Here is a 13,914-nt window from a genome sequence, read left to right as displayed (position 1 = left end):
TCATTCATTCTTCTCTTCGTCGATAGTGTCGTCCGGGTCGACCCACAGGCCCTGCTCGATCAGCCGCTTCTTCTTCCGCCGATCGTTGAACAGACAGATCACCCAGGCCAGACAGAACAACGTCATCATGGGGATGACGAGGAAGAACATCGACATCGCATCGGGAGTGGGAGTGGCGATCGCTGCGAACAGGAACACGAGCATGACGATGATGCGCCACGACTTCTTGATCCTCTCCGCCGACAGGATGCCCAGCATGTTCAGGCCCACCATGAGAACGGGCAGGACGAAGGCGAGGCCGAAGACGACGATGATGACCATCACGAAGCTCAGATAGTCCTGAGCCGGGATGATGTTCGTCCCGCCTGCCGGGGTGAACGAGGTCAGGGCCTTGACGGCGTTCGGAAGGGCGAAGAACGCCATCGTCGAGCCGGCCAGGAACAGCGGAATCGCCGCCCCGAGGAAGCCCAGGGAGTACAGCTTCTCCTTGCGCTTGAGACCCGGGACGATGAACGCCCAGATCTCGTAGAGCCAGATCGGGCAGGAGAGGAAGAGTCCGATGAAGAACGAGAGTTTGATCTTCAGGTCGAACGGGGAGGCCACTCCCGCGAAGTTGATCTCGGCCATCCGCCCACCGTCATCGCGGATCGTGCGGATCGGCTCCTGGAGGATGTCGAGGACACGGTCGTAGAGGAACCAGCCCGCGACGGCACCGAGTGCGATGGCGATGGCGGCGATGATGACGCGGTTGCGCAACTCGACGAGGTGCCCGACGACGGGCATCTTCTTCTCAGGGTTCTTCTTCCGTGACCAAGACGGCTTCCGCTGGCTGTTCTCTTTCACTTCTCGTGAGACTGTGGGTCCTGCTTCTCACGACTCGCCTCATCGGTGCCGGTACGGTCACCGGTGCCGCCGGTGCCGCCGGTGGCGCCGGAGGTTCCGGTCGACGGCGCGGATTCGCTCGAGGAGCTGCGGTCCAGTGTTCCCGGTTCGGTGGACTTCTGCGCATCGTCGTCGTCACCGCGGAGGTCCTTGACCTCGGATTTGAAGATCTTCATCGACTGTCCCAGGCTCCGGGCCAGCTGCGGCAGTTTGGGCGCGCCGAAGATGATCACGATGATGAGGATCACGATCGCGATCTGCACGAAACTTGGTCTCATTGGGAGCTCCTTGGATTGTTGATGCTGAGGATGATTCTACGCTGTGCGGCTGAGCCTTTCATCCACGCAGCCGGGCGGTTCGCGCCAGGGCGATCGGCACCTCAGCCGAGCCGGTCGAGCGCGACCCTGACCGCCTCGGCGTCGTCGATCTCCGTGATGGCATCGGCATGGCAGAGCAGGAACCGGCTCAGCCAATCCACCGAGTGGACGACCATCCGGATCCGCACGCTCGTGTCCCCGGTCTCGGCGTACTCGCGAGTGGAAACATCGAGTTCATCGGCCAGCCACGCGCCCCGCGCCGAGAATCCGAGAGTGACCTCACGAGTCTCCGGCGTCGATTCGTTCACCGCCAGCGGCGGATGCTCGGTTCTCTCCCATGAGCGGATGGCCCCGAGCGCGAAGCGTCGCGGTGCTCCCGCGGAATAGCACCAGGCGTCGACATACCAGTCGGCTCCGGGCACGAGGTTCGTCGGTGCGATCGTGCGGGTGGTCAGCTCGTCTCGCGAGGCCACATAGTAATTGATGCGCAGTGCCGACTCGGTCTCGATGGCCTCCTTGAGCGCCGCGAGCAGCTTCGGATCGGCATCGATGGGGCTGACGTCGACCGCAGTGCGCAGGTTCTCCCCCGCCGCTACTCGCAGCTTGTCCGCGGCGGTGGACACGGCCTCGGAATCGAGGCCGGGCAGGGAGGAGAGCATATCAAGAGCGAGGACGAGGACGCCGGCCTCCTCCGCGCTCAGCCGCACTGGGACGGAGACCTCCTCGGCGTTGGAGATGAAGATCTGCCCGCCTTCCCACGAGGCGTCGATGAGGTCATCGGGCATGTGACCGGGGCGGCCGGTGACGAAGAGGAGCTCGAGGTCGTCGATGAGGGTGTCCGAGTCGATGCCGAAGTAGTCGGCGGTCTCCTCGAGATCGGCCCCGGGATGGGCGTCGAGGTAGGGCACGAGGCTGAGCAGCCTGGTGAGTCTCTCACGCGCTGAGGACATTCGCGCCTCCCAACCGGTTGAGCGAGGCGCGGATCGTGTCGCGTCGGGCAGCGACGGCGCGGACGAGCTCTGCCGGCGCGAGAGCCTCGACAGCGTCTCCGAAGCCGACGATCTCGGCGGCCAGCGCATGCTCGTCGGAGTACTCGATGATCACGGCCCCGTCCTCCTCACGGATCTGCCGACGCCGCAGGGGATCCGCGCGTTGGGCACGGATGGTCAGCGTTGCCTCGGCGACCACGGCCATCTCCGAACTCGACTGCAGGGCGAGTTCAGGGGAGAAGTCGTCGGGAATGGCGTAGTCGCCGGGTTCGCGCCCGCCGAGCTTGCCGATTCTGCCGTCGACGCGGGAGAGGCGGAACGTGCGGCGGGCCTGCCGGTCGAGGTCGAAGCCGAAGAGGTAGACCCGGTCGCCGCGGCTGAGCAGGGCATAGGGTTCAAGGCGCACCTTGCGCGCAGTCTGCCCCGGCTTGTGATAGGTGAATCCGATCGCCTCGCGGGCGTTGATGTGGTGAAGGGCGTCGGCGAAGTTCGCACTCGCCAGGCGCCTGGCCGCGGTTCCGGGTTCGAACGCGCCGCGTCCGGGGCCGGCCTCGTCGAGGTCGAGTCCCAGCGCCCGCAGCTTCGTCAGCGCCTGGGCGCTCGAATCGCCGAGCTCCGTCTCCGACCAGAAGGCCGCCGCCACGGTCACCGCCGCCACCTCTGCCGGGGTGAGATCGACGTCGTCCATCGCATAGTCGGCCGCCGAGATCCGGTAGCCGGTCTCCCCCGCGTCCCCGTAGGCGTCGTGCTCGGCACGGGTGGCGATGGTGATGCCCATGTGTCGCAGCAGCTCCTTGTCGCGGGAGAACTTGCGGTCGAAGGCGATGTCGTCGAGGCCGCGATAGCCGTCGATGGCGTTCATCAGCGTCTGACGCGAGACCCATCCGCGGGAGGTGCGGAGGGCGATCAGCAGGTTCATCAGACGCTCGGTCTGCTGCCTCTGTCTGCTGGGGCGGGGTGTGTTCACGATTCCACCGTAACTCAAGCCGGGCGATAGTCTTGGGACCATGATTCATTGGCGCAGAGGAATCGTCTCAGCGATACGCTCCACCCGGCCAGGATACACAGAGGTCGAGGTCGAACTGGACGAGGCGCTGCCGGGTTCGGAGGTGACCGCGATCCGAGCGATCGCCTACACCGACGCGATCGGCCACCCGCGCCTCGACGACACAGTCATCGTCAACGTCTCGGCGCTGGCCAAACGACTCGGCACCGGAGGCTTCGGTCTCATCGTGGCTCTGCCCGATGCGCTGCCGTCCGATCCGCCGAACGGCCCGGGACATCTCGTCAAGGACCGGTATTCGCCGCTGCAGACGATGGTCCTCGGCGTCGACGATCAGGAATCCGACCACCATGCCGTGCTTGCCGAGGCGGAGCATCTGGAGAGCATGCCCGTGATCGTCGCCGATCTGCATTCGGCGCTGCCGGCCGTCATCTCCGGGATCCGAACGGTCGATCCGTCGCTGCGCATCGCCTACGTCCTCAGCGACGGTGCGGCGCTGCCGGCCCCGTTCTCGAAGGCCGTGGCCGGACTCAAGGACGCCGGCTGGCTGACCGGGTCGATCAGCACGGGCCAAGCCTGGGGCGGGGACCTCGAAGCCGTGACGATCCACACCGGCCTGCTCGCCGCCCGCCACGTCATGGAGGCCGACATCGCCGTCGTGGCGCAGGGACCCGGCAATCTGGGCACAGGCACGAAGTACGGCTTCTCCGGGCTGGTCACCGGCGATCATCTCAATGCCGCGGCACTCCTCGACGGCATTCCCCTCGGCGTGCTGCGGATGTCGAACGCCGATGCCCGCGGCCGTCATTTCGGCATCTCGCACCATACGCTCACTGCCCTGACCGAGATCGCCCGTCCGGGAGTGCAGGTCCCAGTGCCGGTCTTCTCCACCCTCACCGAGGCGGAACTTCATGAGATGGAGCCCGATCCGCGCGTGGTGGACGACATCGTGTCCGAACAGCTGAGTCGGCTGAGCATGCATGCGCTGCTCGACGTCGACCTCACCGGACTGTGGGCCGGACTGGGCGCCTCCCCTGTGGGGCTGTCGACCATGGGTCGCAGGCTGCCGGCCGATGCGGCGTCGTTCCTCGCCGCAGCCGCGGCGGGACGGTGTGCCGCCGAGCTCATCTGATTCACGCCGGATGCACCGCGGTGATCCGGGGCGAACGGCACCGGGCCACACCGGGTCTGCAATGTGCTGCACCGAAATATTCTGTCCGTCAATGAGTCGGGGCCGGACTCAACAGAGTCCGGCCCCGACGACGAGGATCTGTGATCAGCGCACGTTCTCGAGATCGCAGACGAAGATGAGGCTCTCACCGGGCTGGATGACTCCGCCGGCGCCCTGGTCTCCGTAGGCCAGGTGCGGAGGGATCTGCAGGGTGCGACGGCCGCCGACCTTCATGCCCTGGATTCCCTGGTCCCAGCCGGAGATGACCATGCCCGACCCGAGACGGAACTCGAGCGGGGTGCCGCGGTTGTACGATGCGTCGAACTCCTCACCTGTCGAATGGGCGACGCCGACGTAGTGCACGCTCACGGTGTCACCGGGACCCGCCTCGGCGCCGTCACCGATGACGTCATCGACGATGACGAGTTCGGTGGGAGCGTCGCCGCCGGGGAAAACGACTTCTGGTTTCTGCTTCATGGTGTCTCCTCCTGTGCTGACCGTTCGTCACGGTCGGTGTGGGTGGTTGTCTGTCTACTGGGCCGAGAGGATGTCGATGACGAAGATCAGGGTCGAATTGCCCGGGATCGACTCATTGCCCTGTTCGCCGTAGCCCTTGTCGGGCGGCACGATGAGGACGATCTGGCTGCCGACCTTCTGGCCGATGAGGCCCTCGTTCCATCCGTCGATGACCTGAGCGTCGCCGACGGGAGAGACGGGGAAGGGCTGTCCGCCCTTCTTCCAGTTCGAGTCGAAGGCCTTCGACGTGTCGTCCCAGAGCCAGCCGGAGTACTTCACGGATACGCTCTGGCCCTTCTTGATCTCGGGCCCCTCACCTTCGATCGTCGCGAAGGTCTCGAGCTTCTTCGGCTTATCCCCCTTCGGCTTCGAGATCGACGGGGCACCGTCATCGGCCCAGTCCACGGTCACGGGGTTCTCCGACTGGTCGGCTTTCTCGCCTTCGGCGCGAGTCAGCGGCTTCTCGGCCTTCTCGACGTCGATGACGTAGACCAGCGTCTGCGAGGCCTGGCCCTGTTCGGCGCTGCCGTTGAGCGTGAGCATGACGCGGGAACCTGTCTTGACGCCGATGAGCGCGTCGTAGAGGTCGCCTGAGATCTGCGACTTGTCCATGGGGAATCCTGCCGGCGACTTCGAGTCGTAGCTTGATTCGACGACCTTGCCGGTCGTGCCGGAGACCAACGTCATCTGCGCGGTGACCTGTTCGCCGTCGGCGACCTTGTCGCCCTTGCCCTGGTCGAGGACCTTCTTCTCGGTCTTCTTCACGACCAGAGGAGACTCGAAGCTGACCTTCGGCTTCTCCCCCGTCTTCCCGTCGACGGTGATGTCGTCGAGACTCGTCGACTTCGCATCCTGGGCGGCCACGGACGGCGGCGGCGTGGTCGAGTCATCGGACTCCTCGCCCTGCCCACAGGCCGAGAGCAGCAGCAGACCCGCCGCGATGGCGCTGAGCACTTTGGTGCGCACTGGTTTCCTTTCGTCACACGTGGCCGTCGCCGCGCATCGGCGGACCCGACCGGATCACAGGGCGATCTTACAGGCCCGCGATGAGTGTCTCCGCCTGCGGGTGGGTCGTGGCGAACGGGTCTTTCAGCGCCACGGCGCGGCCGGATTCGTCGTTGAGCCGCAGGTGCACCCAGTCGACCGTGTAGTCCCGTCGGGCCTCATGCGCTGCCCGCACGAACTCGCCGCGGATGGCCGCGCGGGTGCCTGTGGGCGGGTCGACCTTGGCCTTCTCAGCCGCCGCGGCGGGCACGAGGCTCTTTGCCATTCCCGCCGCCTCCAGCTTCGGGAACAGTCCGGTGGCCGGTGTGATGTCGTGGTAGGCGATGTCGAGTCGGTGGATGCGCGGATCCGTGATGTCCTCGTTCCCTCGGACCATTGAGCGTTCGATGAGGGTGCGCTTCATCACCCAGTCGATCTCGGTGTCGACGGCGCCGAAGTCCTGGGATTCGACGGCGGTGAGCATCCGCGTCCACAGGTCGATGACGTAGCGGGCGAGCCCTTCGTCGCCGAGGCTGTGATCGCCGGTCTCGACGAGCCGCTGCGCCCGGTCCCGATAGTCGGCAAGCAGACTGAGCGGGGTCGTGGTCGTCCCGTCGGTGCGTTCGAGCACAACGGACCCGGTGAGGTCCCGGGCGACGAGCCGGATGTCGCGCACCGGATGGCGCAGCCCGTTTTCGGGGATCCGTGCCCCCTGTTCGATGAGGTCGAGCATAAGGACGGCAGACCCGATCTTCAGCGCCGAGGTGGTCGTCGACATCGAGGAGTCACCGACGATGACGTGCAGACGCCGGTACTTCTCGGCATCTGCGTGCGGTTCGTCGCGGGCGTTGATGATCGGCCGTGACCGGGTCGTCGCCGAGGACAGGCCCTCCCACATCACATCGGAGCGGGCGGAGAGGCCGAACATCATCTCCGAACGATCGGCCACCTCGTCGGGGGCGAAGGCCGAGCGGTGGGGAATGACAGCACCGGCGCCGACGAGCAGCTGGCGTGAGACGAGGAAGGGCAGAAGTACGGTCGTCAGCCGGTTGAAGTCGAGGGTGCGGCGGATGAGGAAGTTCTCGTGCGAGCCGTAGGAGTTCCCGGCCGCGTCGGTGTTGTTCTTGACCATGTGCACCCGACCGCCGATGCCGTCGGCTTCGAGTGCGCTCTGCGCCTTGTTCAGCAGGTCGATCATCAGTCCCTCGCCCGCCCGTTCCTGGGCGAGCAGGTCGGAGAGGTCGTCGCATTCTGCGGTCGCATATTCGGGATGCGAACCGACGTCGAGGTAGAGACGAGACCCGTTGGGCAGGAACACGTTCGACGACCGCCCCCATTCGACGACAGGACGGAAGAGGTAGCGGGCGATCTCCTCCGGCCCGATGCGTCGCCCGTCCTCAGCGGCGGTGTGCGCGAGTCCGTATTCGGTCTCGACTCCGTAGATGCGTGCCATTCAGTCCTCCCTCAGCCCGGCCATCGTCGTCTCGTCGAGACGGCGGAACGTCCGCTGCCGGTGCGTCGTGCGATCGAGGACGGCGGCCTCGAGGTCCTCGGTGGGCAGGCTCGACCGGGTGGCGGCGGCCAGGGCAGCGACGCCGTGGTTGAACACGGCGGCCAGGTCGAGTGATGAGGTGTGCAGCCCGGACAGGGATGCGGTGATCGCATCGGCCTGACCGCCGATGGCCACGTGCTCGGTCTCGTCGATGACGGATCCGTCGTAGCTGAGCCGGTAGAGCTGATCAGCGTCCGCAGTGACGCCGAGTTCGGCCACGACGAGTTCGACTTCGAAGGGCTTCGATTCGGTGGTGAAGACGCCGGCGAGGGTCTGCGCATAGGCGTTCGTCAGGCCCCTGGCGGTGACATCGATGCGATCGTAGGAGTATCCGCGCAGGTCGGCGTAGCGCACCCCGGCCTGTCGCAGGGTCTCGAATTCGTTGTACTTGCCGACGGCTGCGAAGCCGATCCGGTCGTAGATCTCCGCGATCTTGTGCAGGGTCGGCGAGGGGTTCTCCGCGAGCAGCAGGATGCCGGCGTCGTAGCGGAGGACGACGACCGAGCGGCCGCGGGCGATGCCCTTGCGCGCGAAGTCGGCGCGGTCCTTCATCAGCTGTTCGGGTGAGACGTAGAACGGGGCCTGGCTCATGACCGGTCCTTTCGCTGTGCCGGGCGCACTGTCGTCGGCGCTGTCGTCACGCCGCTCATGCCCCGGCGGTCCGGGTGCGACGATCGACGACCTCGGCGGCGGTGGTGAGAACGGCTGCTGAGTCGATCTCGGTGACTCCCTCGGCGAGGTCGACGGTGAAGATCGTCGGGGCGATCTGTCGGACGAAGTCCGGTCCCCCGGTGGCCGAATCGTCATCGGAGGCGTCGAAGAGTGCCTCGACGGCCACGGTGATCGCCTGGTCCTGGTCGAGTTCGGGCCGCCACAGCTTCTTCAGTGCCCCGCGGGCGAAACCGGATCCCGAGCCGATCGCGTGGAAGCGGTGCTCTTCGTATTTGCCGCCGGTGACGTCGAAGCTGAAGATCTGCCCGTGCGGGGTCACCTCGTCGACCCCGGCGAACAGGGGAACCACGCTCAGGCCCTGCATGGCCAGGCCGAGGTTGCCCCGCAGCATCGCGGCCAGGCGGTTGGCCTTGCCGTTGAGCGAGAGACGGGCCCCTTCGATCTTCTCGTAGTGCTCGAGTTCGAGCTGGAAGAGCCGGATGAGGTCGAGGGCGACGCCGGCCGTGCCGGCGATGCCGATGACGGAGTAGTCGTCGGCGGGCTTGACCTTCTCCATCGAATGGGAGGCGATGAGGTTGCCGATCGTGGCGCGCCGATCCCCGGCCATGAGGATGCCCGAGGCGGTCCGGAAGCAGATGATCGTCGTGCCCTCCGGTGACTGCTCCGACAGATCCCTTGCCCCATCCCGGGGCAGGGCCTCGGGTGCCAGGGAGCGGGCGAGTTCGACGAACGAATTGCTCGTCGAACTCAAGAATGCAGGAGGGAACCCTGCCATATCATTGGCCGCCCTTCTGGACGAAGTTCTTGACGAACTCCTCCGCGTTCGACTCCAGCACACCGTCGATCTCGTCGAGGATGGAATCGACGTTCTGGGTGTTGATCTGACCCTGGACTGCCTCCGGCGGGTCGACGGGCGCGTCTCCCCCACCGGTCGACTTATCGTGTTGGAACTGTTCCTGCGAGCTCATCTCACACCCCTTCAGTCGTTCTTCGTCCTCAGTCTATCCACTCCGAGTGCCTCCAGCAGGCCCTCGGCGGTCTCGATCCCCTCGAGCCGTTCGGCCAGCAGCGCACGGGTGCCCTTGAGCGGTTCCTGCATGGGCAGGCGCACGACGCCGAAGTCGCCGGCGTTGAGGACCAGGGAGTCCCAGCTGGCGGCCACGAGCTCCTCTCCGAGGCGGCCGACCGCGACCGAGCGGAGGAAGGCCCGCGTCCCGTCGGGGGCGTTGGCCACCGCCGCTTCGACCTCGGCATCGGTGGTCATCCGTCGGATCCGACCGGCGCGTTCGAGCTTGTAGAACAGTCCCTTCTCCGGCCTCACGTCGTGGTACTGGACGTCGATGAGGGCGAGCTTCGGGTGATCCCAGTCGAGGCTCTCGCGGGACCGGTAGCTCTCAAGCAGGACCCATTTGGCGACCCAGTCGATGGAATCGGCGAGGCTGCGCGGATCATCCGCGAGACCATCGAGGAACCGCCTCCACTCGGCAAGCACCTCGGCGGTGGCCGGATCGTCGTGGTCGGCGTGTTCGGCACACGCGGCGTAGAAGGCCTCCTGGATCTCCAGGGCGCTGGTCGTGCTGCCGTCGGCCAGCGGCAGTCGGGCGCTCAGGGTGAGGTCGTGGCTGACGTCGGCCAACGACTGCACCGGATCGGCGAGTGCGATGCGCGGGGCCTGACCCGCCTCGATGAGGGCGAGGACGAGGGAGGTGGTGCCGAAGCGCACGAAGGTCGCGGGTTCGGCCAGGGTGGCGTCGCCGATGATGATGTGCAGGCGACGGTACTTCGCCGGGTCCGCGTGGGGTTCGTCGCGGGTGTTGACGATGGGACGTCGCAGAGTCGTCTCGAGGCCGACCTCGGCTTCGAAGAAGTCCGCGCGAGACGAGATCTGGAACCCCTTGCCCTCACCTTCGCGTCCGATGCCCACCCGTCCGGAGCCGCAGAGCACCTGTCGGGAGACGAAGAACGGGATGAGGCCGGCGACGATGTCGTCGAAGTCGACGCTGCGGTCGACGAGGTAGTTCTCGTGGGTGCCGTAGGACGAGCCCTTGGAGTCGGTGTTGTTCTTGTACAGGTTGACCGGTTCGGCCGAGGATTCCAGGGCCCGCACCGAGGCCAGTGCCACGAGGTCGCCCGCTCGGTCGAAGGTGACGATGTCACGCGGTGTGAGCACCTCCGGGGAGGAGTATTCGGGATGCGCATGGTCGACGTAGTAGCGCGCGCCGTTCTCCGTGACCACATTGGCCAGGTACTGGGCTTCGACCTCATCGGTCGGAATGTGTGTGAGCTGCGAGGAGTCCGCATCGGCGATGTTCATGAAGAACCCGCGCGCATCGGCCAGCGGCGATTCGGCGGCGAAGTCCCAGAAGTTCTGCGATGACTTCAGGCCGCGCGGTCCGGCGTAGGCGTCGACGACACGCGCCGAATCGCGCATCGGATTCGCATGCGGGTTGCCCGGCTGGCTGAGACCGAACTCGGTCTCGGATCCCATGACACGCTGGACTCTGAGCATCTGTTCTTCCTCCAAGGTCTAAACTCGGGGACGTGGCTGTCAAGAAATCCCATCTCCCGATCGCACTGCTCGTCGACCTCATCCTCGTGGTTCTGTTCACGATCGTCGGTCATTACACACATTCTCACAATTTCGAGCTGCAGGGGCTGCTGACCACGGCGTGGCCGTTCTGCGCCGCTCTCGTCATCGCCTGGCTGCTCACCGCGGTCTGGGATCGACCGATCGCTCCCCTGGCCACCGGCACCGGGGTGTGGGCGATCACCGTGCTCATCGGACTCGTCATCCGCGGGATCACCGGCGCCGGCGGCGAACCGGGCACGGTGCCCGTGAGCTTCATGATCGTGGCGACCACGCTCAATCTCATCACCCTCGTCGGGTGGCGCATCATCGCCACCGCCGTCGCCGGAGGATCGGGCCGCAAGCGCAGCCGCTGACCCGATCCTCCGTGCTCAGACGAGGTCGGAGTTCGGCCGCACCTCGGCGACGTCGACCTCATAGGGCACCGTCGGGGCGCCGCGGGTGGTGTCGAGGTGCATCATCCGCAGATGGGTGACGCGTTCGCCCTTGCGACCGGAGATCCGTGCCCATTCATCCGGGTTCGTCGTATTCGGCAGGTCCTCGTGCTCGCTGAACTCCTCGGCGATGGCGGCCTCGAAGTGGTCGCGGCGCAGTCCCCGCTCACCGGTGTCGAGCAACGACTTGATCGCCGACTTCTTCGCCCGGTCGACGATGTTGTGGATCATCGCACCCGAGGCGAAGTCGGAGAAGTGAAGGACTTCCTTCGAGCCGTCGGCGTAGCTGACCTCGACGAATTCGTTCTCCGGTGACTGGGAGTACATCCGATCGACACAGAAGTCGATGAGGGTGGACACCGCCTCGGCGGGGGTCGAATGCCCGTCGTGGACGCTGGTGTGCAGCGGCAGGTCCGCGGTCAGGTACTTCTCGAAGATGTCGCGGGCGGCATCGGCATCGGGGCGTTCGATGCGGATCTTCACATCGAGGCGGCCGGGCCGCAGGATCGCGGGATCGATGAGGTCCTCACGGTTCGACGCGCCGATGACGATGACGTTGTCGAGCTGTTCGACGCCGTCGATCTCGGTGAGCAGCTGCGGGACGATCGTCGTCTCCACGTCCGAGGACTTGCCGGTGCCGCGCGTGCGGAACAGTGATTCCATCTCGTCGAAGAAGACGACGACGGGGAACCCGGCCGAGGCCTTCTCCCGGGCGCGGGCGAAGATCAGACGCAGCTGACGTTCGGTCTCACCGACGTACTTGTCCAGCAGCTCGGGGCCCTTGATGTTGAGGAAGTACGTCTTGCGGGCACGTACCTCACCGGTGCGGTCGGCCAACGAGTTCGCCACGGCCTTCGCGATGAGGGTCTTGCCGCATCCGGGCGGACCGTAGAGCAGGATGCCCTTGGGTGGTTTGAGCCCGTGCTCGGTGTAGAGCTCAGGGTGTTCGAAGGGCAGTTCGACGGCGTCTTTGATCAGACCGATCTGGTCAGCGAGGCCGCCGATGTCCGAATAGGTGATGTCCGGGACCTCTTCGAGCAGCAGCGAGGAGACCTCCGGCTTCTCGACGACCTGCAGCGCGTAGTGGGTGCGGGTGTCGACGACGACGGCATCGCCGACGCGCAGACCCGAGTCGATGAGGTCGGCGGCGAGGACGAAGACCTGCTCGTCATCACCGGGAGCTCCGACGAGGATGCGCGTCTCATCGACGAACTCACGGACGTTGACGACCGAGCCGACCGAGGCGAAGGTGCCGGTGCCGATGATGACGAGCCCTTCGGACAGGAGCACATCGGCTCCGGCCCGCAGCTGGGTGGGTTCGACCTCGGGGGCCACGGCCACGCGCATCCGGCGTCCGCCGACGATGACGTCGGCGGCGACACCGGACTCGTCGAGTGCGATGAGGGTGCCCCAGTTGTTCGGCGGCTCGGTCAGACGACGGGCCTCCTCCTTGATCCGATTCAGCTCGTCACGGGCTGTGCGGAGGGTCTTCGACAGGGCCTCGTTGCGCTTCCCGGCGCTGTAGAGCTGCTGGCGCAGCGAGGCGGTGTCCTCACGCAGGCGCTTCATCTCGGTCGGTGTCTCTGTCATCGTTCCTCCTCCGACTCTGTGTTGGTCGTGGATGCGGTGCTGGTCGTGGATGTGGTGCTGGTCGTGGTCGCTGATCCGATGGAGGCTGCGGCCCCACCGCGGGCTGCTGTGTCGGTCGGGTCCGGTGTGTCTGTGTCCTCGATTCCTGTCCCGGATCCCGGTGGGGCGCCGTCGGGTCGGTCGTCGTCGTCGCGCAGTCGTCTGCCGGCATCGCGCATCACTCGTCGCAGCTTCTTGCCGTGGGCGGTGCGCGTGCCGATCGCCGCCTCGGTGACCTCGGAGTCGGTCCAGGCGCTGACGTCCTCCGGTGCGGCGGTTGCGGCCGCGGGACGCTTCTTCTTCTCCAGCGGGGCGACGCCGTCGGCCATGCGGCGGGCGATGATGAGGAACCCGGTGTGCGCGATCATTCGGTGATCGGGGCGCACGGCGAGGCCATCGGCGTGCCAGCCGCGGATCATGGCCTCCATGGATTCTGGTTCGGCGAACTTCTGTGAGGCGCGCAGGGCCTCGACGAAGCGGGAGAGCTGCGGAACGGTGGCGACATAGGCGATGACGATTCCGCCCGGGGCCAGGGCATCGCTGACCGCGTCGAGGGTGTTCCAGGGAGTGAGCATGTCGAGCACGACGCGATCGACCGAGCCGGGCCCGAAGGTCTGCGGCAGCGTGTCGGCGAGGTCGCCGACCGTCACCGACCAGTTGTCCGGTTCGCCGTCGAAGAAGTCGGCGATGTTGCCCTTCGCGATCGTGGCGAACTCCTCGCGGAGCTCGAACGAGTGGACGGAGCCTGCGGGGCCGACGGCCCGCAGCAGCGCCATCGACAGCGCGCCGGATCCGACTCCGGCCTCGACGACGACGGCACCGGGGAAGATGTCGCCGAGGGTGACGATGAGTCCGGAGTCCTTGGGGTAGACGACCGCTGCACCGCGGGGCATCGAGAGCACGAAGTCTTCGTACCTGGGCCGGAAGACCTGGAAGTCCACTCCTCCGGTGTTCGAGACGATGATTCCCTCGGTCCGACCGATGATGTCGTCGTGGCTGATGAGCCCCTTGTTCGTGTGGAACGTCTCACCCTCGGCGAGCACGATGGTGTGCATGCGCCCCTTCGGATCGGTGAGCTGGACCTTCTCGCTCGGAGACAGAACGCGCGGAGGCCGGGTATGGAGTGCCTGAGTCATGATGACACCACTCTACGCTGGTGAGGATTGCCTCACACAACC

Annotated in this window: 15 protein-coding genes; 2 read left to right on the top strand and 13 right to left on the bottom strand. The window is 66.2% G+C overall.

What is annotated here, in order from left to right; genetic code table 11:
• The 4 genes from tatC to HK401_RS05990 all read right to left on the bottom strand — a co-directional run bounded on the left by tatC (position 1) and on the right by HK401_RS05990 (position 3,155).
• Positions 1-843, bottom strand: a complete 843-nt coding sequence (tatC, locus tag HK401_RS06005) for a twin-arginine translocase subunit TatC (RefSeq protein WP_309135917.1) — start codon at positions 841-843, stop codon at positions 1-3.
• Positions 840-1,160: a twin-arginine translocase TatA/TatE family subunit gene (gene tatA / locus HK401_RS06000; protein ID WP_181273739.1), complete on the bottom strand. Its 321-nt coding sequence runs from the start codon at positions 1,158-1,160 to the stop codon at positions 840-842. Before tatA ends, tatC begins: the two co-directional genes overlap by 4 nt.
• Before the next feature lie 101 nt (positions 1,161-1,261).
• On the bottom strand, positions 1,262-2,149 hold the full coding sequence (locus HK401_RS05995) for a WYL domain-containing transcriptional regulator (RefSeq protein WP_181273738.1): 888 nt from the start codon (positions 2,147-2,149) through the stop codon (positions 1,262-1,264).
• Entirely contained in the window at positions 2,133-3,155 is a 1,023-nt protein-coding gene (locus HK401_RS05990; protein ID WP_309135916.1) for a helix-turn-helix transcriptional regulator, read from the bottom strand. Before HK401_RS05990 ends, HK401_RS05995 begins: the two co-directional genes overlap by 17 nt.
• A 40-nt stretch (positions 3,156-3,195) precedes the next feature.
• On the opposite strand from HK401_RS05990, the gene HK401_RS05985 reads away from it, so the two are divergent.
• A complete protein-coding gene (locus HK401_RS05985) occupies positions 3,196-4,323 on the top strand; it encodes a DUF3866 family protein (protein ID WP_181273737.1) in 1,128 nt (375 codons plus the stop codon).
• 144 nt (positions 4,324-4,467) lie between these two features.
• Here HK401_RS05985 and HK401_RS05980 read toward each other — a convergent pair whose 3' ends face one another.
• The 7 genes from HK401_RS05980 to dop all read right to left on the bottom strand — a co-directional run bounded on the left by HK401_RS05980 (position 4,468) and on the right by dop (position 10,595).
• Entirely contained in the window at positions 4,468-4,839 is a 372-nt protein-coding gene (locus tag HK401_RS05980; protein WP_181273736.1) for an FKBP-type peptidyl-prolyl cis-trans isomerase, read from the bottom strand.
• Positions 4,840-4,893: 54 nt separating this feature from the next.
• Positions 4,894-5,844: an FKBP-type peptidyl-prolyl cis-trans isomerase gene (locus HK401_RS05975; RefSeq protein ID WP_309135915.1), complete on the bottom strand. Its 951-nt coding sequence runs from the start codon at positions 5,842-5,844 to the stop codon at positions 4,894-4,896.
• A 67-nt stretch (positions 5,845-5,911) separates the two neighbouring features.
• Positions 5,912-7,315: a Pup--protein ligase gene (gene pafA / locus HK401_RS05970; protein WP_181273735.1), complete on the bottom strand. Its 1,404-nt coding sequence runs from the start codon at positions 7,313-7,315 to the stop codon at positions 5,912-5,914.
• Positions 7,316-8,005 carry a proteasome subunit alpha gene (gene prcA / locus HK401_RS05965; protein ID WP_181273734.1) on the bottom strand — a complete coding sequence of 230 codons (690 nt, stop codon included), beginning with the start codon at positions 8,003-8,005 and terminating at the stop codon, positions 7,316-7,318.
• A gap of 55 nt (positions 8,006-8,060) precedes the next feature.
• Complete coding sequence (prcB, locus tag HK401_RS05960; RefSeq protein ID WP_181273733.1) at positions 8,061-8,861, bottom strand: proteasome subunit beta; 801 nt, start codon at positions 8,859-8,861, stop codon at positions 8,061-8,063.
• 1 nt (position 8,862) lies between these two features.
• Positions 8,863-9,054, bottom strand: coding sequence for a ubiquitin-like protein Pup (locus tag HK401_RS05955; protein ID WP_166971760.1), 192 nt, complete (start codon positions 9,052-9,054; stop codon positions 8,863-8,865).
• 11 nt (positions 9,055-9,065) lie between these two features.
• A complete protein-coding gene (gene dop / locus HK401_RS05950) occupies positions 9,066-10,595 on the bottom strand; it encodes a depupylase/deamidase Dop (RefSeq protein WP_181273732.1) in 1,530 nt (509 codons plus the stop codon).
• Between the two features lie 32 nt (positions 10,596-10,627).
• Between dop and HK401_RS05945 the strand changes: the two genes are divergently transcribed.
• A complete protein-coding gene (locus tag HK401_RS05945) occupies positions 10,628-11,029 on the top strand; it encodes a DUF3054 domain-containing protein (RefSeq protein ID WP_181273731.1) in 402 nt (133 codons plus the stop codon).
• A 15-nt stretch (positions 11,030-11,044) separates the two neighbouring features.
• Here the strand turns inward: HK401_RS05945 and arc are convergent, their stop codons facing one another.
• The gene (gene arc / locus HK401_RS05940; protein ID WP_181273730.1) at positions 11,045-12,697 is read right to left on the bottom strand and encodes a proteasome ATPase; all 1,653 of its coding nucleotides are present in this window, start codon (positions 12,695-12,697) and stop codon (positions 11,045-11,047) included.
• Positions 12,694-13,872: a tRNA (adenine-N1)-methyltransferase gene (locus HK401_RS05935; RefSeq protein WP_258234013.1), complete on the bottom strand. Its 1,179-nt coding sequence runs from the start codon at positions 13,870-13,872 to the stop codon at positions 12,694-12,696. Before HK401_RS05935 ends, arc begins: the two co-directional genes overlap by 4 nt.
• Positions 13,873-13,914: the final 42 nt, after the last annotated feature.

The sequence above is a fragment of the Brevibacterium oceani genome (assembly GCF_013623835.1).
Taxonomy (GTDB): Bacteria; Actinomycetota; Actinomycetes; order Actinomycetales; family Brevibacteriaceae; genus Brevibacterium; species Brevibacterium oceani.
Note: the sequence above shows the minus strand (reverse complement) of the source record. Positions and strands in the feature narration are given on the sequence as shown.

Bases quoted from the DNA above. Each gene is read 5' to 3' on its own strand.
- tatA (WP_181273739.1), bottom strand. From the start codon at position 1,160: ATGAGACCAAGTTTCGTGCAGATCGCGATCGTGATCCTCATCATCGTG.
- HK401_RS05995 (WP_181273738.1), bottom strand. From the start codon at position 2,149: ATGTCCTCAGCGCGTGAGAGACTCACCAGGCTGCTCAGCCTCGTGCCC.
- HK401_RS05985 (WP_181273737.1), top strand. From the start codon at position 3,196: ATGATTCATTGGCGCAGAGGAATCGTCTCAGCGATACGCTCCACCCGG.
- HK401_RS05980 (WP_181273736.1), bottom strand. From the start codon at position 4,839: ATGAAGCAGAAACCAGAAGTCGTTTTCCCCGGCGGCGACGCTCCCACC.
- pafA (WP_181273735.1), bottom strand. From the start codon at position 7,315: ATGGCACGCATCTACGGAGTCGAGACCGAATACGGACTCGCGCACACC.
- prcA (WP_181273734.1), bottom strand. From the start codon at position 8,005: ATGAGCCAGGCCCCGTTCTACGTCTCACCCGAACAGCTGATGAAGGAC.
- prcB (WP_181273733.1), bottom strand. From the start codon at position 8,861: ATGGCAGGGTTCCCTCCTGCATTCTTGAGTTCGACGAGCAATTCGTTC.
- HK401_RS05955 (WP_166971760.1), bottom strand. From the start codon at position 9,054: ATGAGCTCGCAGGAACAGTTCCAACACGATAAGTCGACCGGTGGGGGA.
- dop (WP_181273732.1), bottom strand. From the start codon at position 10,595: ATGCTCAGAGTCCAGCGTGTCATGGGATCCGAGACCGAGTTCGGTCTC.
- arc (WP_181273730.1), bottom strand. From the start codon at position 12,697: ATGACAGAGACACCGACCGAGATGAAGCGCCTGCGTGAGGACACCGCC.
- HK401_RS05935 (WP_258234013.1), bottom strand. From the start codon at position 13,872: ATGACTCAGGCACTCCATACCCGGCCTCCGCGCGTTCTGTCTCCGAGC.